At 55.7% G+C, this 20,746-nt stretch carries 20 protein-coding genes, 1 tRNA gene, 3 riboswitches and 1 other annotated feature; of the genes, 16 read left to right on the top strand and 5 right to left on the bottom strand.

What is annotated here, in order from left to right:
* Nucleotides 1–35: 35 nt before the first annotated feature.
* The 3 genes from BUB44_RS05245 to BUB44_RS16100 all read right to left on the bottom strand — a co-directional run bounded on the left by BUB44_RS05245 (nucleotide 36) and on the right by BUB44_RS16100 (nucleotide 1,914).
* A complete protein-coding gene (locus BUB44_RS05245; RefSeq protein WP_013823951.1) occupies nucleotides 36–929 on the bottom strand; it encodes an ABC transporter substrate-binding protein in 894 nt (297 codons plus the stop codon).
* A 294-nt stretch (nucleotides 930–1,223) separates the two neighbouring features.
* Nucleotides 1,224–1,342: riboswitch (molybdenum cofactor riboswitch) on the bottom strand.
* Between the two features lie 172 nt (nucleotides 1,343–1,514).
* On the bottom strand, nucleotides 1,515–1,781 hold the full coding sequence (locus BUB44_RS05240; protein WP_013823950.1) for a DUF2442 domain-containing protein: 267 nt from the start codon (nucleotides 1,779–1,781) through the stop codon (nucleotides 1,515–1,517).
* Entirely contained in the window at nucleotides 1,741–1,914 is a 174-nt protein-coding gene (locus BUB44_RS16100) for a DUF4160 domain-containing protein (protein ID WP_423219780.1), read from the bottom strand. The genes BUB44_RS05240 and BUB44_RS16100 overlap by 41 nt, the downstream gene beginning before the upstream one ends.
* A 775-nt stretch (nucleotides 1,915–2,689) precedes the next feature.
* Here BUB44_RS16100 and BUB44_RS05230 point away from each other — a divergent pair.
* From BUB44_RS05230 to BUB44_RS05220, 3 genes are all read left to right on the top strand, one after another.
* Nucleotides 2,690–4,318, top strand: coding sequence for a long-chain-fatty-acid--CoA ligase (locus tag BUB44_RS05230; RefSeq protein WP_073163765.1), 1,629 nt, complete (start codon nucleotides 2,690–2,692; stop codon nucleotides 4,316–4,318).
* A gap of 96 nt (nucleotides 4,319–4,414) precedes the next feature.
* Nucleotides 4,415–4,714, top strand: coding sequence for a 4Fe-4S binding protein (locus BUB44_RS05225; RefSeq protein ID WP_073163763.1), 300 nt, complete (start codon nucleotides 4,415–4,417; stop codon nucleotides 4,712–4,714).
* Between the two features lie 80 nt (nucleotides 4,715–4,794).
* A complete protein-coding gene (locus BUB44_RS05220) occupies nucleotides 4,795–4,989 on the top strand; it encodes a hypothetical protein (protein WP_027356598.1) in 195 nt (64 codons plus the stop codon).
* Here the strand turns inward: BUB44_RS05220 and fdhD are convergent.
* On the bottom strand, nucleotides 4,986–5,777 hold the full coding sequence (fdhD, locus tag BUB44_RS05215) for a formate dehydrogenase accessory sulfurtransferase FdhD (protein ID WP_073163760.1): 792 nt from the start codon (nucleotides 5,775–5,777) through the stop codon (nucleotides 4,986–4,988). The genes BUB44_RS05220 and fdhD overlap by 4 nt on opposite strands.
* 109 nt (nucleotides 5,778–5,886) lie before the next feature.
* Here fdhD and BUB44_RS05210 point away from each other — a divergent pair, with 109 nt between their 5' ends.
* The 10 genes from BUB44_RS05210 to argH all read left to right on the top strand — a co-directional run bounded on the left by BUB44_RS05210 (nucleotide 5,887) and on the right by argH (nucleotide 14,905).
* Complete coding sequence (locus BUB44_RS05210) at nucleotides 5,887–6,378, top strand: MogA/MoaB family molybdenum cofactor biosynthesis protein (RefSeq protein ID WP_073163757.1); 492 nt, start codon at nucleotides 5,887–5,889, stop codon at nucleotides 6,376–6,378.
* 347 nt (nucleotides 6,379–6,725) lie between these two features.
* Nucleotides 6,726–7,016 carry a co-chaperone GroES gene (groES, locus tag BUB44_RS05205; RefSeq protein ID WP_207545620.1) on the top strand — a complete coding sequence of 97 codons (291 nt, stop codon included), beginning with the start codon at nucleotides 6,726–6,728 and terminating at the stop codon, nucleotides 7,014–7,016.
* A 59-nt stretch (nucleotides 7,017–7,075) separates the two neighbouring features.
* On the top strand, nucleotides 7,076–8,695 hold the full coding sequence (gene groL, locus BUB44_RS05200; protein ID WP_073163754.1) for a chaperonin GroEL: 1,620 nt from the start codon (nucleotides 7,076–7,078) through the stop codon (nucleotides 8,693–8,695).
* A 98-nt stretch (nucleotides 8,696–8,793) separates the two neighbouring features.
* A riboswitch (cobalamin riboswitch) is annotated at nucleotides 8,794–8,998 on the top strand.
* A gap of 363 nt (nucleotides 8,999–9,361) precedes the next feature.
* Entirely contained in the window at nucleotides 9,362–10,111 is a 750-nt protein-coding gene (locus BUB44_RS05195; protein ID WP_073163752.1) for an energy-coupling factor ABC transporter permease, read from the top strand.
* Nucleotides 10,112–10,113: 2 nt separating this feature from the next.
* Nucleotides 10,114–10,452: an energy-coupling factor ABC transporter substrate-binding protein gene (locus tag BUB44_RS05190; protein ID WP_073163749.1), complete on the top strand. Its 339-nt coding sequence runs from the start codon at nucleotides 10,114–10,116 to the stop codon at nucleotides 10,450–10,452.
* Nucleotides 10,439–11,221, top strand: coding sequence for a cobalt ECF transporter T component CbiQ (cbiQ, locus tag BUB44_RS05185; RefSeq protein ID WP_083543102.1), 783 nt, complete (start codon nucleotides 10,439–10,441; stop codon nucleotides 11,219–11,221). The genes BUB44_RS05190 and cbiQ overlap by 14 nt, the downstream gene beginning before the upstream one ends.
* Nucleotides 11,218–12,108, top strand: a complete 891-nt coding sequence (locus BUB44_RS05180) for an energy-coupling factor ABC transporter ATP-binding protein (protein ID WP_073163744.1) — start codon at nucleotides 11,218–11,220, stop codon at nucleotides 12,106–12,108. The genes cbiQ and BUB44_RS05180 overlap by 4 nt, the downstream gene beginning before the upstream one ends.
* A 55-nt stretch (nucleotides 12,109–12,163) precedes the next feature.
* Nucleotides 12,164–13,111 carry an L-lactate dehydrogenase gene (locus tag BUB44_RS05175; protein WP_073163742.1) on the top strand — a complete coding sequence of 316 codons (948 nt, stop codon included), beginning with the start codon at nucleotides 12,164–12,166 and terminating at the stop codon, nucleotides 13,109–13,111.
* Between the two features lie 120 nt (nucleotides 13,112–13,231).
* Nucleotides 13,232–13,309, top strand: a tRNA-Arg gene (locus BUB44_RS05170).
* A gap of 219 nt (nucleotides 13,310–13,528) precedes the next feature.
* Entirely contained in the window at nucleotides 13,529–14,905 is a 1,377-nt protein-coding gene (argH, locus tag BUB44_RS05165) for an argininosuccinate lyase (protein ID WP_073163739.1), read from the top strand.
* 61 nt (nucleotides 14,906–14,966) lie between these two features.
* Here the strand turns inward: argH and BUB44_RS05160 are convergent, their stop codons facing one another.
* Entirely contained in the window at nucleotides 14,967–15,635 is a 669-nt protein-coding gene (locus tag BUB44_RS05160) for an HAD family hydrolase (RefSeq protein WP_083543101.1), read from the bottom strand.
* A gap of 204 nt (nucleotides 15,636–15,839) precedes the next feature.
* Nucleotides 15,840–16,094, top strand: a binding site (T-box leader).
* A 78-nt stretch (nucleotides 16,095–16,172) separates the two neighbouring features.
* A riboswitch (guanidine-I (ykkC/yxkD leader) is annotated at nucleotides 16,173–16,284 on the top strand.
* A 164-nt stretch (nucleotides 16,285–16,448) separates the two neighbouring features.
* Between BUB44_RS05160 and ilvE the strand changes: the two genes are divergently transcribed.
* From ilvE to ilvB, 3 genes are read left to right on the top strand one after another with little or no spacing between them, the layout of a single operon-like run.
* On the top strand, nucleotides 16,449–17,357 hold the full coding sequence (gene ilvE, locus BUB44_RS05150; protein WP_073163734.1) for a branched-chain-amino-acid transaminase: 909 nt from the start codon (nucleotides 16,449–16,451) through the stop codon (nucleotides 17,355–17,357).
* A gap of 50 nt (nucleotides 17,358–17,407) precedes the next feature.
* Complete coding sequence (ilvD, locus tag BUB44_RS05145) at nucleotides 17,408–19,066, top strand: dihydroxy-acid dehydratase (protein ID WP_073163731.1); 1,659 nt, start codon at nucleotides 17,408–17,410, stop codon at nucleotides 19,064–19,066.
* Between the two features lie 15 nt (nucleotides 19,067–19,081).
* Entirely contained in the window at nucleotides 19,082–20,740 is a 1,659-nt protein-coding gene (ilvB, locus tag BUB44_RS05140; RefSeq protein ID WP_027356888.1) for a biosynthetic-type acetolactate synthase large subunit, read from the top strand.
* The last annotated feature ends 6 nt before the right edge of the window (nucleotides 20,741–20,746 follow it).

Genomic DNA, 20,746 nt, shown 5'->3' with positions numbered 1-20,746 from the left:
AAGGTTGAGGGCAGGCGGCCGGTTTAATCTCTGTTCTACTTCCCCAGTTCTTCTTCCTTTTTCCCGGCGTCGGGGAAGAACAGCGGCTGGCCGTACTTATCCACCCCGAACTTACCGATAATTTGCTGGGTTTCAGGTGAAACCATGAAGTCCACAAAGGCTTTGGCGCCTTCGGCATTAACCTTGCTGAATTTTTCCGGGTTCACCTGCATGACGTGGTAGATATTGAGCAGGGTTTTATCTCCCTCGTATAAAATTTTCAACTTCAGGTGCTTCTGGTTGGCCAGGTAGGTGGCCCGGTCACTGAGGGTATAGCCTCCCTTTTCCGAAGCAATGTTCAGAGTATTGCCCATGCCCGTGCCGGCTTCCTGGTACCATTTGCCGCCGGGGGTAATGCCGGCTTCTTTCCAGATGTCTTTTTCTTTCTTGTGGGTGCCCGATTCATCCCCGCGGGAAACAAAGGTGCTCCGGGTTTGGGCGATTTTTTTAAAGGCTTCCACAGTGTTTTGGGCCGACTTGACTCCGGCCGGGTCGTTTTCCGGACCGACCACGATAAAGTCGTTGTGCATTACCAGCCGGTAGTTGATGCCCACGCCGCTGTCCACCAGTTCCTTTTCCGCTTTGGGGGCGTGCACCAGCAGCACGTCCGCTTCACCTTTTTTACCCATTTCCAGGGCCTGGCCCGTACCCACGGCAATGGTTTTCACCTTATAACCGGTTTTCTTTTCAAATTCGGGAATAAGTACATCCAGAAGGCCGCTGTCCTGGGTGCTGGTGGTGGTGGCCAGAATTACGTCCTGTTTTTGCGGTTTTTCCCGGGCCGGCTGTCCCTGTTTTGCTTCTTCCTGTGCGCTATTGGAAGAGCAGCCCGCAATAAGCACGAGCGCAAGGAGAAGGGTTAATACAGGGGTAAGAATTCGCTTGAACATTGTCGTTCACCTCTTCAGGTATTAGATTGTTTCAAAGCACCTGGGATATGTGTTTCACGAAACTATAGTTGTACAAGTTTCAAAGATCGCCTCTCTCACCTCCTGACTGCCTTAAGGACAGGCCATACATAATTGGATTCGCGGCCGGCAGGGACTTCAAGGCCTGTTCCAAAACAAAAGGCTGTGCTCTGGCGAAAAGGCAGAAGCACAGCCGTTTTCCGGGCGGCCGGGTGGTCATACGTCCGCAGAAAAAAACTGTGTTCTGCGGGAAACAGAACACAGCCTACCCTCTTAAAAGCCTGGCAGTGTTCTCCTTTCCGCACTGGGAGGCACACCAGTTTCCCGGTATACCCTGCCGGCCCGAAAACCATAGCCCTGGCCACAGGTAATCGGGCTCGGAGAACGCTAACGCTATTTTTTAATTAAACTATTTCACCTTGCCCTCCAGAATTTCCTGCTGTATTTTTATTGTCGGAAAAATTTTTTAGCCCTCGATGCGGGGCATGATCTTCCTTCCGTCTTCCCCGGCTTCCGCCATCCGGTGGCGGCCGGATTTGTTTTTACTTGCCTGCGCCACCATCCGTCTTATGTGTATTTTGCCTTTAAAGGAAACCGTTCCGGGTGTTCTATGATCTCAACGGTAAGATCCACGTCTAAATCCGGCCAATAGAAATGCCCCCGATGAAGCTCTTTGACGTTAAGGATTTTCCCAACAGGAGCATCCTTAAACCATGGGAAATCTTTGTAAGCCATGAACAGCTCTTTGTCATAGGCCAGAAGCCAAACTCCATTCTTTGAAATATGAGTAATTTCAACTGCCGAAGTGCTTTTCCCAAGCGCTTTTGAACTCATCATAATACACCTCAATTATGCTTTCGATTTCCTTCAACTGAGCCCGTGTTAAATTATGGTTTTTCGCCAGCTCAATCTCCGGGAGAAGCCAAAACTTTGCTTCTCCGTCGGAACATACAACGTGGACATGCATTCGCGTCTCCTCACGTGAGAAGAAAAAGAAACGATAACCTTTTTCTCTTAAGATCGTCGGGCTCATTTTTCCCTTTCCATATTATGAATGATTATATTTACATCGTATCTACCTTAAACGGCCTTGTCAAGGGAAAGCCAGGCACACAATCGAAATGTTCGACCAGGCCCGGGTTCCAACAGCATCTTCTTTGATGGCGTCCGCCCGGGATAGGACCTTCCGGTAAACGCGAAAGGATTAGTAGCTATGCAGACGGGCAAAAGATAAGTAACGCCGATCAGTGTAGAAAGAACCGCCGCAAAGCCCAGGCAGACCAACCAGGCCCCCCGGCGGCCGCACCACCCCAGGTTCAGGTGCGCATACAAGCTCAAGCGTCACGGCATGATGTATCTACGATGAGTAGTAGACGCTCATGGACCGGGCCTTCCCGGCAAGTGCCGGGATGTAGCTCACGAGGAAAGCGTAAGACCTGCGCTTTAGCAGGTAGCATTCCGATGACATGAGAAACCTCCGGGATGAAGCCTCCGGGCTTGTCCCGGGGGAGATTCACAAGCAGTATACCATCCGGGATTTGATACGCATCTTGCAGGAAATGTGAAATAATGTAACAGTGGAATTCTATTAAATTAATTCCAAATAAATTAATTCCAAATAAATTAATTCCAAAGAGGGGAGGACTGTTTATATAAGTCAAAAATATTTAAATATAAAGAAGGTTTTTCATCTATTTTGCTGAATGAATAATCATTTATTAAAGTCAGGAGGGAGGATTTCCATGGCTCAGCAAGTTACACTACCCTGGCTGTCCTTCTATGAGGAAGGCGTGCCCCCAACCCTGGAGTATCCGGATAAAACTATGCCTGAATTGCTGGAACAGGCGGCAGCTGATTGGCCCGACCGGACGGCCATTATTTTCTCCGGTGTGGAGATCAACTACCGCACCCTGGCGGGCATGGTGCACCGGTTCGCCGCTGCCCTGGCGGATCTGGGCGTTAAAAAGGGCGATCGGGTGGCTCTTATGTCGCCCAATTGCCCGCAGTACGTAATCGGTTACATGGCCATTCAGAAAATCGGGGCGGTGGTGGTGCAGGTAAATCCCATGTATACCGAGCGGGAACTGGAGCACCTCCTGGTGGATTCGGGGGCGGAAGTAATTATTGCTTACGATGCCCTCTATCCCCGTATTAAGGCAATTCGTGGGGTGACTCCCTTAAAGCACGTAATATTGTTCAGCCTGGGCCAGTCCCAGTATCCGGCCGAACCGGATGTCCTGCAGGCGGAAAAGATGCTGGCCGGTGCCCCGCCCAGCCCCCCGGAGGTAAAGATCGACCCCCTGGAAGATCTGGCCGTGCTTCAGTACACCGGCGGTACCACCGGCATACCCAAAGGAGCCATGCTCACCCACCGCAATGTGGTGGCCAACGCCCTGCAGGTGGTGGCCTGGTTTACCGGCTGCCAGTACGGTCAGGAGCGGGTGCTTTCTGTACTTCCCTTTTTCCACGTTTACGGTATGACTGTGGCCATGAACTTTGCGGTGGTCATTGCGGCCACCCAGATCATCCTGCCCCGGTTTGAAATTAACCAGGTTCTTGAATGTATAAACACTTACCGGCCCACCCTTTTCCCCGGCGTTCCCACCATGTACGTGGCCTTTAACAATCACCCCAGGATTAAAGATTATGACGTGCGCTCCATCAAGTACTGCATCAGCGGTTCGGCACCCCTGCCCGTGGAGGTGGCGGAAAAGTTTGAAGAACTGACCGGCGGCTACCTGGTGGAGGGCTACGGGCTTTCGGAGACCTCCCCGGTGACCCATTGCAACCCCCTGCGGGGAAAACGCAAGGTGGGCAGCATTGGCCTCCCCCTGCCCGATACCCTGTGCAAGATCGTGGATGTGGAAACGGGTGAGCGGGAATTGCCCCCCGGAGAAGCGGGTGAACTTTGCATTAAAGGTCCCCAGGTGATGAAGGGTTACTGGAATATGCCGGAGGAGACGGCCGGTACCCTGCGGGACGGCTGGGTTTATACCGGGGACATAGCCAGGATGGATGAGGAGGGTTATTTCTACATTGTGGACCGCAAGAAGGATATGATTGTGGCTGGTGGCTTCAATATCTACCCGCGCGAGGTCGAAGAAGTTTTATTTGAGCATCCCAAGGTTCAGGAAGCCGTGGTAGCCGGGATACCCGACCCCTACCGGGGGGAAACGGTGAAAGCTTTTGTGGTGTTAAAGCAGGGACAGACGGCAACGGAAGAAGAATTGATCCAGTACTGCCGCAGCAAACTGGCGGCCTACAAGGTGCCGCGGCAGGTGGAATTCAGGGACAGCCTGCCCAAAACCATTGTGGGTAAGGTGCTGCGCCGTTACCTGCGGGAGGAAGAACTGGCCCGGCAGAAGAAATAATGTTCATAAGTTTTGTGTGCTGCGGGAGGGATCGGCCGTCCCCTGTAGAAAGTATTTTAAAGTTGAGAATAATCTTTTGCATGGGAGATGGGGAGGATGGCCGAAGCCAGAAAGCAACAAAAAGAAGTGGTTATTACTTTAAACGGTGTGCAGCTTGTCATACCACCGGGAGCCAAAGTGAAAGAGGTGGCCGCGGCTGCCGGGGTCGAGATTCCCGCCCTGAAGGTGGATCCGGCAAAATGTAAGGGCTGCCAGATGTGCACCAAAGCCTGCGAAACGGGTGCCATTTCGGGCAACAAAAAGGAGCCCCATTCCATTGACCAGGCCCTGTGTATCCGTTGCGGTGAATGCCTGGCCCGGTGCAAGCTGGGAGCCATTGTTCCCGCCCAGGGGTAATATATGATATATTAAGACCAGGCCGTAAGAAGGCCTGGTTTTTAATGTCCTTTTAGAAGGTAGCAAGGGAGGGATAAAAGTTGAAAGAAAAACAAAGTTTAACTGTTGAGCCGCGGGTTCTGGAAGCCGTCAGGCAGGCTGCAGTTGACGGCCGGCTGACCTGTACTGAAGCCCGCAGGCTGGCCGGGGAGCTGAACGTGCCGGTAAGGGTCGTGGGCGCGGCCTGCGATGCCCTGGGAATCAAAATCAAAGCCTGTGAACTGGGTTGCTTTTAAGGGAAAAGAATTCGTTCCGGGCAGGTGTAAATATTCATTCTGCCTTCCCTGGCAAATCCCACAACGGTAACGCCGGTTTCCCGGGCCATTTCCAGGGCCAGGCCGGTAGGCGCCCCCCGGGCCACAATTACAGGGATGCCCATGCGGGCCACTTTGATCAGGATTTCCGAGGAAACGCGGCCGCTGAAGACCAGGAGTTTATCCTTTAAAGCCATTCCATCCAGGAAAGCGCGGCCGAAGATTTTATCCACGGCGTTGTGACGGCCGATGTCCTCGTAAAGCAGAAGGCGCTGGTTTGCGGAATAAAGGGCCGCGCTGTGGGTGCCGCCGGTGGTTTGAAACAGGGCGGCCATTTTTCCCAGCTCCCGGCTGAATTCGAGGATTGTACTGCCCCTGACGGCCAGGGACGAGGTTACCGGTGATATGCCCCGGGCATCGTTGACAAAATAAAAGGTGGAACGTCCCCGCCCGCAGCAGGTGGTAATGTAGCGCTTTAAAAATTGCCTGCGGGCGGGGACGGGCCGGGTAGTTTCCACCCAGATCAGGCCTTCTTCAGGGCGGATGAAAACTTCTTTCAAGTCCGCGCGCTCTTGAAGGATGCCTTCGGAGCACAGAAAGCCTACTGCCAGTTCTTCCAGGTGGCCGGGGGAACAGACCAGGGTAACCAGTTCTTCGTCGTTTAAAAAGATGGTGACCGGAACTTCCCGGGCCACTTCATCTTCAACGGTTGTCACACGGCCGCCGATGACTTTTTTAACGGTAACGGTAGTGGTTTCGGATATGGCCATTGGTTTAACCTCCTGCAGCTCATTACCACTATTTTATCTTTAACCGGTTTAATGCTTCAACTGAAAAAGACGTGATTATCTTGTTCTGACTATACTGGAGGTGAAGTCCATGTGGCGGGTTGGTATCCTAACAGCCAGCGATAAAGGTTCCCGGGGTGAAAGGGAGGATAGAAGTTCCGGGGTGATACGCGAGATGATAGCCGGTATCGGGGGGGAAGTGGTATCTTACTATATTGTGCCCGATGATCTGGATGTCCTGAAAGAAACGCTTATTAAAATGGTCGACCAGGAGAAGCTGGACCTCATCCTGACCACTGGCGGCACGGGCTTTGCCCCGCGGGACAACACCCCCGAGGCAACCCGGGCGGTTATTCAGCGGGAGGTGCCGGGTATTCCCGAGGTAATGCGGCTGGAAAGTCTCAAGAAAACACCCCGGGCCATGCTCAGCCGGGCTGCAGCGGGCATCAGGCACCAAACGCTCATCATCAACCTGCCGGGCAGCGCCCGGGCGGTGAGGGAATGCCTGGAAGTAATTCTGCCGGCACTTTCCCATGGTCTGGAAATACTTACCGGCAGGGGCGGTGAGTGCGGGGCGGATTAAGGGGTTGTCGCGGTAAAAACCTGCGGCCGGTACACAGCTTCCTTAAAAACGAGCTGGTATACTTAATTAATTTTGCATGTATAAACCATTTTTCTTATGGGGAAAATGTTTCTAGAAAGGTCAAGAAATGTTTGGACAGGAATTCGCGATAATAGCTTGTCGGAGGGAGAAAATGAGAGATAAAGTCGGATAATTTCCTTTAAAAGGTTTACAAGGGGGATTAGGTCCATGGAGAAAAGTTGCTTTTAATCATTCCCCCTTTATATTATAGTACTTGGGTATTAGCACTCAGTTTAAATGAGTGCTAACAATAAAGAAAACAAACTCTATTTAAGGAGGGGTTTTAGGTGAAAATCAGGCCATTGGGTGAACGGGTGGTTGTCAAGCCGCTGCCCAGCGAGGAAAAGACCAAGGGGGGCATTGTGCTGCCTGAAACCGCCAAGGAGAAGCCCCAGGAAGGGGAAGTAGTTGCGGTAGGTCCCGGTCGCCTGCTGGATAATGGCACCCGTGTACCTGTTGACCTCAAGGTGGGGGACAGGGTCCTGTTCTCCAAATATGCCGGTAATGAGGTCAAGATAGATGACGAAGAATACCTGATCATGCGGGAAGCTGACATCCTTGGGGTTATTGAAAAGTAGGTTTTTGCTGGTGGAAGGAGACGTAATTAAATATCTGATATCTGAGGAGGTCGAGGAAATTGGCTGGTAAAGAGATTATTTTCCGGGAAGATGCACGCCGTGCCCTGGAGAGGGGCGTTAATGCCCTGGCCGAAGCGGTACGGGTTACCCTGGGACCAAAAGGCCGTAACGTGGTGCTGGAGAAAAAGTTTGGTTCTCCCATGATTACCAATGACGGTGTGACCATCGCCCGGGAAATTGAATTAACCGATCCCTTTGAAAATATGGGTGCCCAGCTGGTTAAAGAAGTGGCCACCAAGACCAACGACGTGGCCGGCGATGGTACCACCACCGCTACCGTGCTGGCCCAGGCCATTGTCCGGGAAGGTTTGAAGAACGTGGCTGCCGGAGCCAACCCGATGATTATCAAGCGGGGCATTGAAAAAGCGGTGGAAAAAGCCGTGGAAGCCATCAAGGCTGCCGCTAAACCTGTGGAAAGCAAAGCAGCCATCGCTCAGGTAGCTTCTATATCGGCCAACGATCCGTCCATCGGCGAATTGATCTCTGAAGCCATGGAAAAGGTGGGCAAGGACGGAGTAATTACCGTCGAGGAATCCAAGGGTATCGGCACCACCCTGGAAGTGGTGGAAGGGATGAATTTCGACCGGGGTTACATATCCCCATACATGGTTACCGATACCGAGAAAATGGAAGCTATCCTCAACGATCCCTACATCCTCATTACTGACCGGAAGATCAGCGCCGTGGCTGATTTGCTGCCCATCCTGGAAAGGATCGTGCAGGCGGGCAAGCCGCTGCTGATCATCGCCGAGGATGTGGAAGGTGAGGCCCTGGCCACTCTGGTGCTGAACAAGCTGCGCGGTACCCTGTCCTGTGTGGCCGTCAAAGCTCCCGGTTTCGGTGACCGGCGCAAGGCCATGCTGGAGGATATCGCCATCCTCACCGGCGGTACCGTAATCAGTGAGGAGCTGGGCCTCAAGCTGGACAAGGCTACTATCGACATGCTGGGCCGGGCTTCCAAGGTCCGGGTGAAGAAGGAAGAAACCATTATTGTCGGCGGTGCCGGCTCCGAGGACAAGATCAAAGCCCGCATTGCCTCCATTAAGAAGCAAATTGAAGAAACAACCTCCGACTTTGACCGGGAGAAACTGCAGGAGCGTCTGGCCAAGCTGTCGGGCGGCGTAGCGGTCATCCAGGTTGGTGCGGCTACGGAAACTGAAATGAAAGAGAAGAAGCTGCGCATTGAGGACGCCCTGAACGCCACCCGGGCTGCCGTGGAAGAAGGTATTGTTTCCGGCGGTGGTGTGGCTTACGTGGCGGCTATTAAGGCTCTGGACAACATTGAAACCAGCAGCCTGGACGAGAAGACCGGGGTGGACATTGTGCGCCGGGCTCTGGAAGAACCGCTGCGGCAGATTGCCAACAATGCCGGTGCGGAAGGTTCCGTGGTGGTGGAGAAGGTCAAGGCCCTTCCCGATGGCATGGGCTTCAACGCTCTGACCGGCGAGTATGTGAACATGATCGAAGCCGGTATTGTGGACCCGGCCAAGGTAACCCGTTCCGCCCTGCAGAACGCTGCCTCCATTGCCGCCATGATCCTGACCACCGAAACCCTGGTGGCGGAGAAGCCGGAGAAAGAGAAAGACACCGGCATGGGCGGCGGAATGCCTCCCATGTAATTGCCGGGAAAATAAGCGGTCCTGCCTCGAAAGGCAGGGCCATTTCATTTTTCCAGCATCCTTCTGGACAGCATATGCCTGTTGTGTTATAATTTAGGCAATTGAATAATTGAACGGGTGCTCCCTTTTTCAAGGGATAGAGGGAAGTCAGTGCAAATCTGACGCGGTGCCGCCACTGTGAATGGGGAGCTGGCCACACAATGCCACTGGTCGGGCACCTGCATTGGCCGGTGTCCGGTTGGGAAGGCGTGGTTAAAGCGATGATCCATGAGCCAGGAAACCTGCCCGTTCTATTTCACCGTTTGTACCTACGGTCCATGGGGAGGTGAAAGAGTTAAAGACGGCGTCTTCACCCCTGCACCCGGACTAGCAGGGGTTATTAATTTTCCTATAGATTTTCCATTTATATACCGGGAATAGGTGCTTTATCCCGAGGGATAAAGCTTAAAGGTTCCAGTCCACTGCCCGGAGAGCTCTTCCAACTGGGTGACTTGGAGGGGCCATGATCCGTGGGCAGCCAGGGGCATGCCTATTCCACTCCTCGTTATCCTGAACCGGGGGAGCGGTGCAGCATGTCCTTTTTGTGTTTGTAACCCCCGGAAGTGATCCGGGGGTTTTCATGTACCGGTTGGACGCCTGTTAAACGGTTACCTTGCTACGGGAGGGATGCTGATGAAAAGGCGGACATGTACCCTTATATTTGCCCTTCTCCTGCTCCTCTGCTTTCCCCAGCAAAATGCCTGGGCTATGCACATAATGGAAGGATTTCTTCCTTTAAAATGGAGCCTGTTCTGGTATGCCCTGACCCTGCCCTTCTTCATTGCCGGCCTGCTGTCCATCCAGAAGGCCGTAAAAGTCGATCCGGGGGTAAAAATGCTCCTGGGGCTGGCCGGTGCCTTTGCTTTTGTGCTTTCGGCGTTGAAACTCCCTTCCGTTACCGGCAGCTGTTCTCACCCCACCGGAGTGGGTCTGGGAGCCATACTTTTTGGCCCTTGGGTAATGTGTGTTCTCGGCTTCATTGTGCTGCTCTTTCAGGCGGTCCTGCTGGCCCATGGGGGCCTGACCACGCTGGGAGCCAACACCTTTTCCATGGCGGTGGTCGGCCCGCTGGCAGCCTATGCCATATACCGGTTGGGGGAGAGGCTGTCTTTACCCCGCTGGCTGTCGGTGTTTCTGGCCGCCTTTTTGGGCGATCTCCTGACCTATGTTACCACCTCCGTACAGCTGGCCCTGGCTTTTCCCGCCCCTGACGGGGGAGTAATGGCAGCCATGGTCAAGTTTATGGGCATCTTTGCCATAACCCAGGTGCCGCTGGCTGTCAGCGAAGGGATCCTGACCATTATTGTTTTTAACTTTCTGCTGGCCCATAACCGCCAGGAACTGGAACAGTTGCGAGTTTTATCCCGGGGGGTGTGAAGATGAAGGCCGGTTTAAAGAACCTGCTGCTAATTCTGGTTGTTCTGGCTCTGGCTGTTTTCCCTCTCCTGGTAAATAAAAATGCTGAATTTGGAGGGGCCGATGAGCAGGCCGAAGAGGTGATTGGAGAACTGCAGCCGGATTACCAGCCCTGGTTCAAATCCGTATGGGAGCCGCCCAGCGGGGAAATTGAAAGTCTGCTTTTTGCCCTGCAGGCAGCGCTGGGTGCCGGATTTATCGGCTATTTCATCGGATTCTACCGGGGCCGCAGGGAACAGGGTACCGGGCAGGAAAGCCGGCGGGGAACGATAAAAGAGAGGGATGCCGTTGTTCAGGATTGACCAGTATGCTTATACCAGCAGACTGCGCCACGTGCACCCCGGTGAAAAATTTGCCTTTGCCATTCTGACCATGTTTATCTGCCTGGCTGCATCAACCGTCCTGGTACCGCTGCTGGTTACCTGCCTGGCGGCGGCAGCAGTAATCATGGTTGCCCGCGTACCGGCTCGCTTTTACTTCCGGCTGCTGTTCCTTCCCCTGGGTTTCCTGGTGGCCGGCCTGCTGGCCGTTACCCTGACCATCTCCCGGGGGGCCAATCCCGCTGTTTACGGACTTGTTATCGGAGGTGTTACCCTGGGAGTGACCGGGCCCGCATTAAATCAAGCAGCCCTGATTTTTACCAAGTCCCTGGGGGCGGTATCCTGCCTGTACTTTTTATCCCTGACTACCCCCATGGTGGAGATTATCTCCATCCTGCACCGGCTGAGGGTACCCGCCCTGCTGGTGGAGATGATGGGCCTGATCTACCGTTTTATCTTCGTAATCATGGAAACGGCCGGGATGATGTATGTTTCCCAGGGTTCCCGCTGCGGTTATGCCGGCATCAGGACTTCTTTCCGGTCAATGGCCCAGCTGGTAGCCAACCTTTTTGCCCGGTCATACCACCGTTCCCGGGCCCTTTATACCGCCCTGCTGGCCAGGGGCTATACAGGGGAGATAAGGATGTGGGAGGAACCCCGCCCGGTTTCTGCAAAGCACCTGGTCCTGATTGCCCTGGTGGATCTAACCCTGCTGGTTCTGGTCCTGGTGACCTGGAGGTGGCCTGTTTGAAGGAAAATATACTGGAAGCCCGGGATGTTCATTTTACCTATTCCGATGGAACGACCGCCCTGCGGGGAGCTACAATGGCCATTGAAAGAGGAAAAAAAATAGCTGTGCTGGGCTCCAACGGGGCCGGTAAAACTACTATTTTCTTGCATTTCAATGGTATACTGCGTCCCGGGAGGGGGCAGGTGCTGTTCAACGGACGGCCGGTGCGCTATGACCATCGCTCATTGATGGAGCTGCGCAGGAACGTGGGGATCGTTTTTCAGGACCCCGATATGCAGCTTTTTTCGGCCAGTGTGGTCCAGGAGATTGCTTTTGGCCCGCTGAACCTGGGTTTGTCCCGGGAGGAAGTGTTACGCCGGGTGGAAGCGGCTATGGAGGCCACGGAGATTACCGGCCTGAAGGATAAGCCCACCCACCTGCTGAGTTACGGCCAGAAGAAACGGGTTTGTCTTGCCGGCGTCCTGGCCATGGAACCGCAGGTGTTGATCTGTGATGAACCCACGGCCGGCCTGGACCCGCTGCATGCCGGCCAGGTAATGGAACTTTTCGACCGGATCAACCGGCAGGGTGCTACAGTGGTCCTGGCCACCCATGATGTGGACCTGGCCTACTCATGGGCTGACTATGTCTATGTGATGAGCTGCGGTACCGTTGTGGGAGAAGGGCTGCCCGGTGAAGTTTTTGGCAACGAACAGCTTTTGCGGCAGAGTGATCTGTCCCGTCCCTGGCTGGTGGAGGTTTTTGAACAGCTGAGCCGCAAGGGATGGCTGCCCGAAGGTTTACCCCTTCCCCGGACCAAAGAGCAGCTTTTTAATTACCTCCAGGAGGTAAAGGGAAATAAAGTTCCGGGAAAACCGGCTGCGGTGTATCTTTTTCCCCGGGGGTAATTTTTTTTAGTAATTTTTCAAAAGGGAGGGGAAAATAAAGGGGGGAGGGTGAAAAATGACTGTAGATGACAAGCGTAAAATAGCCGTGGTGGGGGTAGGTGCTGTTGGCTCCGCCACCGCTTACGCGGTGATGATCAGCGGCCTGGTCAGCGAGCTGGTGCTGGTGGATATCAACCGGGAGCGGGCTGAAGGGGAGGCCATGGATCTGGCCCACGGCGCTTCGTTTATCAAGCCCATCCGCATTTACGCCGGCGAGTATAAGGACTGCCGTGATGCCGATATCGTTATCTTTTGCGCCGGGGCCAACCAGAAACCAGGCGAGACACGGCTGGATCTGGTGCAGCGGAATTTTGCTGTCCTCAAAGATGTCCTTGAAAACCTCATGCCGTTGAAGGATGACGGCATCCTGCTGATGGTTAGCAACCCGGTGGATATCCTTACCTACGCGGCACTGCGCCTGACCCGCCTGCCTCCGGCGCAGGTCATCGGTTCCGGTACAGTTCTGGACAGCTCCCGGTTCCGCTATCTGCTCAGCCAGTACTGCCAGGTGGAGCCCAGGAATATTCACGCCTATGTGGTGGGCGAGCACGGTGATACGGAGGTGCCCCTCTGGAGCCTGGCCAATATTGCCGGTATGCCGGTGCAGGAGTTCTGCTGCTGGCGCGGTGTTCCCTGCCTGGATCCGGAGGAAATCAGCCGCCGGGTGCGAGAAGCGGCTTACGAGGTCATCGCACGCAAGGGGGCCACTTATTATGCCATTGGCCTGGCAGTAAAGCGGATCTGCGAGAGCATCTTGCGGGACGAAAACTCCATCCTCACGGTATCGGGCCTGGTGGACGGCGAATACGGGATCTCCGGTGTTTGTCTCAGCCTTCCTTCCATTGTCAACCGGACCGGCCGGGCCCGGGTGCTGGCCGTGCCCCTGGCTGCCCGGGAGGAGGAAGCCCTGCACCACTCTGCCCGGACCCTGCAATCAATTATTGCGCAGCTGGATTTGCCCTGAAGCTCCCCGCGGGGTTCGCAGGAGCCGGGTCAGCCGCGTTAATAATAAAGGTGCCTGTGCAGAATTTACTATTGCTTTTTTTTGAGGTTTTGGTATAATATCATGTGCAGTTAATTATATGCGCCTGTAGCTCAGAGGATAGAGCGCCGGCCTCCGGAGCCGGGTCTTGCGCAGGTTCGATTCCTGCCAGGCGCACCAGGATTAAACCCGCCAGCCCGGTTAAGTATATGGGTGGGCGGGTTTTTTATTTCAGGAAACGGGAAGGGGTGCACCCGCTTTATCCTTTTTGCCGCCGCCGGAGTGCCCGGTCCGGCCTGTTCCGGCTTGCATGGTACCCGGATGGAATGCTAAAATCAACAGGATTGCTGCAACCGGGAGGTGCAGCCAGGAGTAATCTTACCGTAAGGAGTGTTTGCAGTGACCAAGCTGTGGGGAGGACGCTTTCAAAAGGATACGGACCACCTGGTGGACGACTTTCACTCTTCCATTTCCTTTGACCAGCGGTTGTACCGCTATGACATACTGGGCAGCATGGCCCACGCCCGCATGCTGGCCCGGCAGGGGATTATTGCTCCGGAAGAAGCGGAGGCTATTATCAGGGGGCTGGAAGAAATCCTGGCTGATATTGAAGGAGGCCGCGTGCAATTTTCGGTGGCCGCCGAGGACATTCACATGAATATAGAGCAGCTGCTTACCCGGCGCATTGGCCCGGTGGGTAAAAAACTCCACACCGCCCGCAGCCGCAATGACCAGGTAGCTCTGGACGTACGCATGTACCTCAGGGACGAGATTGAGACCATAATTGATCTGCTAAGACAGCTCGTGGAAACCCTGCTGGATCTGGCCGAAAAACACCTGGAAACGGTAATGCCCGGCTACACTCACCTGCAGCGGGCCCAGCCCATTACCCTGGCCCATCATTTAATGGCGTATGTACAGATGTTCGAGCGGGACATGGGCAGGCTGCGTGACTGCCGGCGGCGTACGGACGTCCTGCCCCTGGGTGCGGGAGCCCTGGCCGGGACCACTTTCCCCATAGACCCGTCCCGCGTGGCCGCGGAACTGGGTTTTGCCGCCGTGGCTGAAAACAGCCTGGACGCCGTCAGCGACCGGGATTTTGTGGTGGAGTTTGCCGCCGCCGCGGCCCTGATTATGGTCCATCTGAGCCGCTTTTGTGAGGAAATTGTCCTCTGGTCTTCGGCGGAGTTTGCCTTTGTGGAGCTGGATGATGCTTACAGCACCGGCAGCAGCATGATGCCCCAGAAAAAGAACCCCGATGTGGCCGAACTGATCCGGGGCAAATCGGGTCGGGTTTTTGGCGACTTGATGGGCCTTTTGACCATGCTCAAGGGGTTGCCCCTGGCCTACAACAAGGACATGCAGGAAGATAAGGAAGCCCTTTTTGATGTGGTGGACACGGTCAAAAAGTGCTTGCGGGTGTTCACGCCCATGGTGGCCAGCTTGAAGGTGCGCCCGGAAAATATGGCCCGGGCGGCGCGGGGAGGCTTCACCAACGCCACCGACCTGGCGGATTACCTGGTGAAAAAGGGCGTACCCTTCCGGGAAGCCCATGAACAGGTGGGCAGGCTGGTTTATTACTGCCTGTCCAAAGGCAAGTCCCTGGAAGAACTATCCCTGGAGGAATTCAAGCAGTTCGCTCCCGTTGTCGAAGGAGACGTTTACCGGGCTATTGACATCGGGCAGTGCGTGGCCGCCCGGCGGGTGCTGGGAGGGCCGGCGCCGGAGTCGGTTCGGCAGGCCATCTCCCGGGCCAGGGAAAGGCTGGGCCGCTGATGGCCCGCCTGTATTTCAGTAACGGGGACGGCCACCGGCCCGGATAATATTATGGACCCGTTTAAATAACGCCCGGTAATAAATTAAACAGTTCTCCAAGGTCCCGCACTACACACAAGTGCGGGACTTTAGCTTTTATCAGCGCGGCTTCCTGTTGATCTCCCGTCAGGAGAACGGCCAGGGAGGCTTCCTGGAACATGTCGATGTCGCCGGGGCTATCACCCACGGCGGCTACATTTGCCTGCTGCAGACCATAATTTTCCAGTAGCTGGCGCAGGTGGTCCCGTTTGAGCTTGCCCGGCTCATCGGCTGACACTCTTACAATGGGCTCGCCCGTTAGAACACCATCCCTGGCGGCCAGCCCGTTGGCGGCATAATAATCAAATCCCAGTTCTTCAGCCAGGCGTGCGGCCAGCAGGTCAAGCCCCGAGGAAATGAGGGCCACTTTCACCTGTTGCTTCTTTAAAGCTTTAATGATCTCCCGGGCCAGCGGGCGCAGGGGAATTTCTGCAATCACCCTTTCCAGGCGCTCCCGGGGGATGCCCCGCCACAGGGCGGCATCCCGCCGGCAGAACTCCGCATAATTAATTTTTCCCGCCCAGAATTCCGCCTGGTAAAGGATGGCCCGATCGTCCCAGAGGCCCAGGCGCCGGTGTACATATTCCCAGGAACTGCGCACAGTTGTCAGGGTTCCATCCATGTCAAAGGCAACAAGTTTGACTGGGGGCAACTCAAAACCACCTACCCGGTATATTTCAAACCAGCAGGTATATGATACTACATTATCCTGCCCGGGACCAGCCGGAAACTGCCCGGCGAAATTTCGCGGGAAATATGATATAATGACAGATATAACAAAAAACTAAAGAATTAATTAAGAAAAACCGCTTGACACCTCAATCCGCAAACTGTATACTGGAATACAAGTTTACAGGTAATGACTATGAAGGGGAGCAAGTAACCTGTCTTGCGGGCTGCAGAGAGCCGGGGTAGCTGCGAACCGGTGCCGGAGCAGGCGAAAGGATCGCCCCGGAGTCGCCAGCTGAAAGGCGTGCTGACGCCGATTAAGCCGGGCCGGGTTGGTCACCCGTTACCAAAGCCGTGTCCTGGTGGGACACATAAGAGGTCTTTGCCGTGAGGCAAGGGCAAGCAGGGTGGTACCGCGCGAGGATTTCCTCTCGTCCCTGGCAGTTTTCTTTGGGCTGCAAGGGAAGGGAGGTTTTAATTTTTCTACCCCATAATAACAAAAATATAGTGGTTAAACGGAGGGAAGTGTACCTAGGGTTCCGCCCCGCCTGCGGGCGGGGGACTGGTCCGAGCGGTACAGGCTGCCGCGGGCTGGCGGCAGTTACACCGTGGGTATAAAAGACCCGAGCGGAGAGGTTCCACTCTATGGAATTTTCGTTCGGGGTCTTCTTTTTTACTGGTATGTACGGGGGCCGGGCTGGTTTCCTCCAGTGTATTTTACCCTCCCCGTTCGGGAGATGGCTGTTAAAAATGGACGGAAAAATGAAATTACCAGTATAAAAGGGGTGTTGCTTAAATGGGGCTGATTATTTATCTTAACGGTGAGTTTGTGCCCGAGGAGCAGGCGGTGGTTTCTGTTTTTGACCACGGTCTCCTGTATGGAGACGGCGTTTTTGAAGGTATCAGGGCCTATTACAACCGGGTTTTCAAGCTGAGGGAGCATATAGTGCGCCTTTACGAATCGGCACGTAGCATAGGCCTTGAGATTCCCATGACCATGGCGGAAATGGAAGAAGTGGTGCTGGAAACCTGCCGCCGCAACGGGTTACGGGATGCCTACATCCGCCTGGTGGTTACCCGGGGTCCGGGAGACCTGGGGCTGGATCCCCGCAAGTGTTCCCGGCCGACCATTTTCTGTATTGCCGCGTCCATCCAGCTTTACCCGGAAGAGCTCTATGAAAAGGGGCTGGAGCTGGTTACCGTGGCCACGCGCCGGAATCTGCCCGAGGCCTGCAACCCGCGGGTCAAATCTTTAAACTACCTGAACAACATTTATGCCAAAATGGAAGCCAACCTGGTGGGGGCGCCCGAAGCCGTTATGCTCAACCAGGAGGGTTATGTAGCCGAGGCCACCGGGGACAACATATTCATCGTTAAAAACGGCGTACTCATTACCCCGCCACCCCATGTGGGTATTCTGGAGGGAATTACCCGCAACACGGTGATGGAAATTGCCCGGCAGAAGGGCATTCAGGTGGAGGAAAAGCTGTTTACCAGGCATGATATATATACCGCCGACGAGTGTTTCCTCACCGGTACGGCGGCGGAGGTCATCCCGGCGGTTAAGCTGGACGGGCGGGTAATTGGCGATGGCCGCCCCGGGGAAATAACCCGGGAGCTGATCCGCGCTTATCGGGAGCTGACCAAAGTTGACGGGCCGGTGATTTTCCGGGAAGACGGGAGCGGTATGAGCTGCGCCTGCTGAGTTCCGGCAGGAATGAACTTCTTATAAATTTAAGCAAGGAGGACCTGACCGTGCGCAGTGATGCTATAAAGAAAGGTCTGGAAAAGGCCCCGCACCGTTCCCTTTTAAAGGCCCTGGGCCTGGTGGATCAGGAACTGGAACGGCCCATGATCGGGGTGGTGAATTCCTTTAATGAGATTGTGCCGGGGCACATTCATCTCAATGAGATCACCGCCGCGGTCAAGGCCGGTGTGCGCATGGCCGGAGGTACGCCGGTGGAATTTCCCTGCATTGCGGTCTGTGACGGTATTGCCATGAACCACAGCGGCATGAAGTATTCCCTGGCCAGCCGCGAATTAATAGCCGATTCCATAGAGGTCATGGTTCAGGCCCACCAGTTTGACGGTCTGGTGCTGGTCACGGCCTGCGATAAAGTTGTGCCGGGTATGCTCATGGCTGCTGCCCGCCTGGACATTCCGGCCATTGTGATCAGCGGGGGACCCATGCTGGCCGGCCGCTACCAGGGGCGGGATTTATCCCTGAGCAACATGTTCGAGGCCGTGGGGGCCGTGCGGGCGGGACGGATTACGGAAGAGGAGCTGGCCGCACTGGAAGAAGCTGCCTGCCCGGGTTGCGGTTCCTGTGCCGGTATGTTCACCGCCAACTCCATGAATTGCCTTACCGAGGCCATCGGTATGGCCCTGCCCGGCAACGGCACCATTCCCGCCGTTTCGGCAGCCCGCCGGAGGCTGGCCAAGCTAACGGGTATGCGCATTGTGGAACTGGTGAAGGAAGATATGCGCCCCTCGGCCATTCTCACACCAAAGGCCTTTGAAAACGCCCTGGCGGTGGATATGGCCCTGGGCTGCTCCACCAACACGGTGCTGCACCTGCCGGCCATTGCCCGGGAAACCGGGGTGGAAATAGACCTGGAGAAAATTAATGAGATCAGTGCCCGCACGCCCAATTTATGCAAGCTCAGCCCCATGGGACCATATTTCATCCAGGATCTCCATGAGGCCGGAGGTATCCCGGCGGTAATGGCCCAGCTGGCCAGAAAGGACCTGCTCCACCTGGATCTGCCGACGGTTTCCGGCCAGACCGTGGGCGAGCTAATCCGGGACCGGCGGGTGACCAGGGCGGAGGTAATCCGGGACGTGGAAGATCCTTATAGCCCCACCGGTGGGATAGCCATCCTGCGGGGTAACCTGGCTCCCGGCGGGGCGGTGGTCAAGAAGGCCGGGGTGGCCCCGGAAATGATGGTCCACCGCGGGCCGGCCCGGGTATTTGATTCCGAGGAGGAAGCCGTGGAGGCCATCCTGGGCGGCAAAATAAACAAGGGAGATGTCATTGTCATCCGTTATGAAGGTCCCCGGGGAGGCCCGGGTATGCGGGAAATGCTCACCCCCACGGCGGCGGTGGCCGGGATGGGGCTGGATAAGGATGTGGCCCTGTTGACCGATGGACGTTTTTCCGGTGCCACCAGGGGTGCTTCCATTGGCCATATTTCGCCTGAAGCGGCGGAAGGCGGCCCCCTGGCCGTGGTCAGGGATGGAGATATGATCCGGATTGATATACCCAATTATCGCCTGGACGTGGATCTGAGCCCTGAAGAAATAAAAGACCGGCTGGCCCGGTGGACTCCCCCTGCCCCCCGGGCGACCAGGGGTTACCTGGCCCGCTATGCCCGGCAGGTGAGTTCGGCCAGCAGGGGAGCAGTTTTTGAATAGGTGGAGGTGAGGGGCATGAAAAAATCCGGGGCACAAATTCTGGTGGACTGTTTGCGGGAACAGGGCGTTGATACCATCTTCGGTTATCCCGGGGGTGCGGTGCTGCCCATTTACGACGCCCTTTACGATGCGGATATACGGCATATTTTGACCAGGCACGAGCAGGGTGCCGCCCATGCTGCGGACGGCTATGCCCGGGCTTCGGGCCGGCCGGGGGTGTGCCTGGCCACCTCCGGCCCCGGGGCCACCAACCTGGTTACAGGCATTGCCAATGCCTACATGGATTCCGTGCCCCTGGTAGCCTTTACCGGGCAGGTGGTTACCTCCCAGCTGGGTAAGGATTCCTTCCAGGAAGCAGATATAACGGGCATCACCCTGCCCATTACCAAGCACAATTACCTGGTGAAAGATGTGCGTGACCTGGCCCGGGTTATCCGGGAAGCCTTTCATATTGCCACCACCGGCCGGCCCGGACCGGTACTGGTTGATATACCTAAAGATGTCTCCAGTGCTGTAATTGAGTACGAGGATCCCGGCCCGGTAAACCTGCCCGGCTACCGTCCCGTACTGGAACCATCCGCGGAGCAGCTCAACCGGGCAGCCGAGGCCATAGCCCGGGCCGAGCGGCCGGTTATTTACGCCGGGGGCGGTGTGGTTTACTCCGGTGCCCACCGGGAATTACGCCGTTTTGCCGAGCTGATCCTGGCCCCGGTGGCCACCACCCTGATGGGGCTGGGCGGTTTCCCCGGGGATCATCCCCTGGCCCTGGGGATGCTGGGTATGCACGGCAGCAAGTACGCCAACTATGCCGTCTGTGAATGCGACCTTCTGATTGCTGTAGGCGTGCGCTTTGACGACCGGGTTACCGGCAAGCTGGAGAGTTTTGCTTCCCAGGCCAGGATCATGCATATTGACATTGATCCGGCGGAAATAGGGAAGAATGTAAGGGTAGACATTCCCCTGGTGGGTGATGTCAAGCGGGTCCTTTCCGCCCTTATCGAGCGCCTAAAAGCCAAGCTGCCGGGGGCGTGGCAGGAAAAGATCCAGACCTGGAAAAAGGAATACCCCATTACCTATGAGGAAAACGGCCGCCTCAAACCCCAGCAGGTTATCCGGGAGATTTACCGGGTGACCAAAGGCCAGGCCAGAATTACTACCGAGGTGGGCCAGCACCAGATGTGGGCGGCCCATTATTACACTTATACCCGTCCCCGGACCTTTATTTCTTCCGGCGGGCTGGGTACCATGGGCTTCGGGTTGCCTGCGGCCATCGGCGTGCAGGTGGCCTGCCCCGGCGAGACCGTTTTTGATATTGCCGGCGACGGCAGCATCCAGATGAACATTCAGGAGCTGGCCACGGCGGTGAACTACGACCTGCCGGTAAAAGTGGCCATCCTGGACAACGGTTACCTGGGTATGGTCCGCCAGTGGCAGGAGCTCTTTTACAACCGGCGTTATTCCTACAGCGAGCTGGTCAACCCGGATTTCGTCAAGCTGGCCGAGGCCTACGGCGCGGAGGGTATCCGGGTGGAGAAACCCGCCGACGTAAGGCCGGCCCTGGAGCAGGCCCTGGCCACATCCAAGCCCGTGCTCATCGACTTCATCATCGAGAGGGAAGAAAATGTCCTGCCCTTCGTTCCTCCGGGTGAATCCCTGGACCGCATGTTAGGTTAGACCGGG

The organism is Desulfofundulus australicus DSM 11792, from assembly GCF_900129285.1.
Lineage (GTDB): Bacteria > Bacillota > Desulfotomaculia > Desulfotomaculales > Desulfovirgulaceae > Desulfofundulus > Desulfofundulus australicus.
This window is presented reverse-complemented; position numbering and strand designations above follow the sequence as displayed.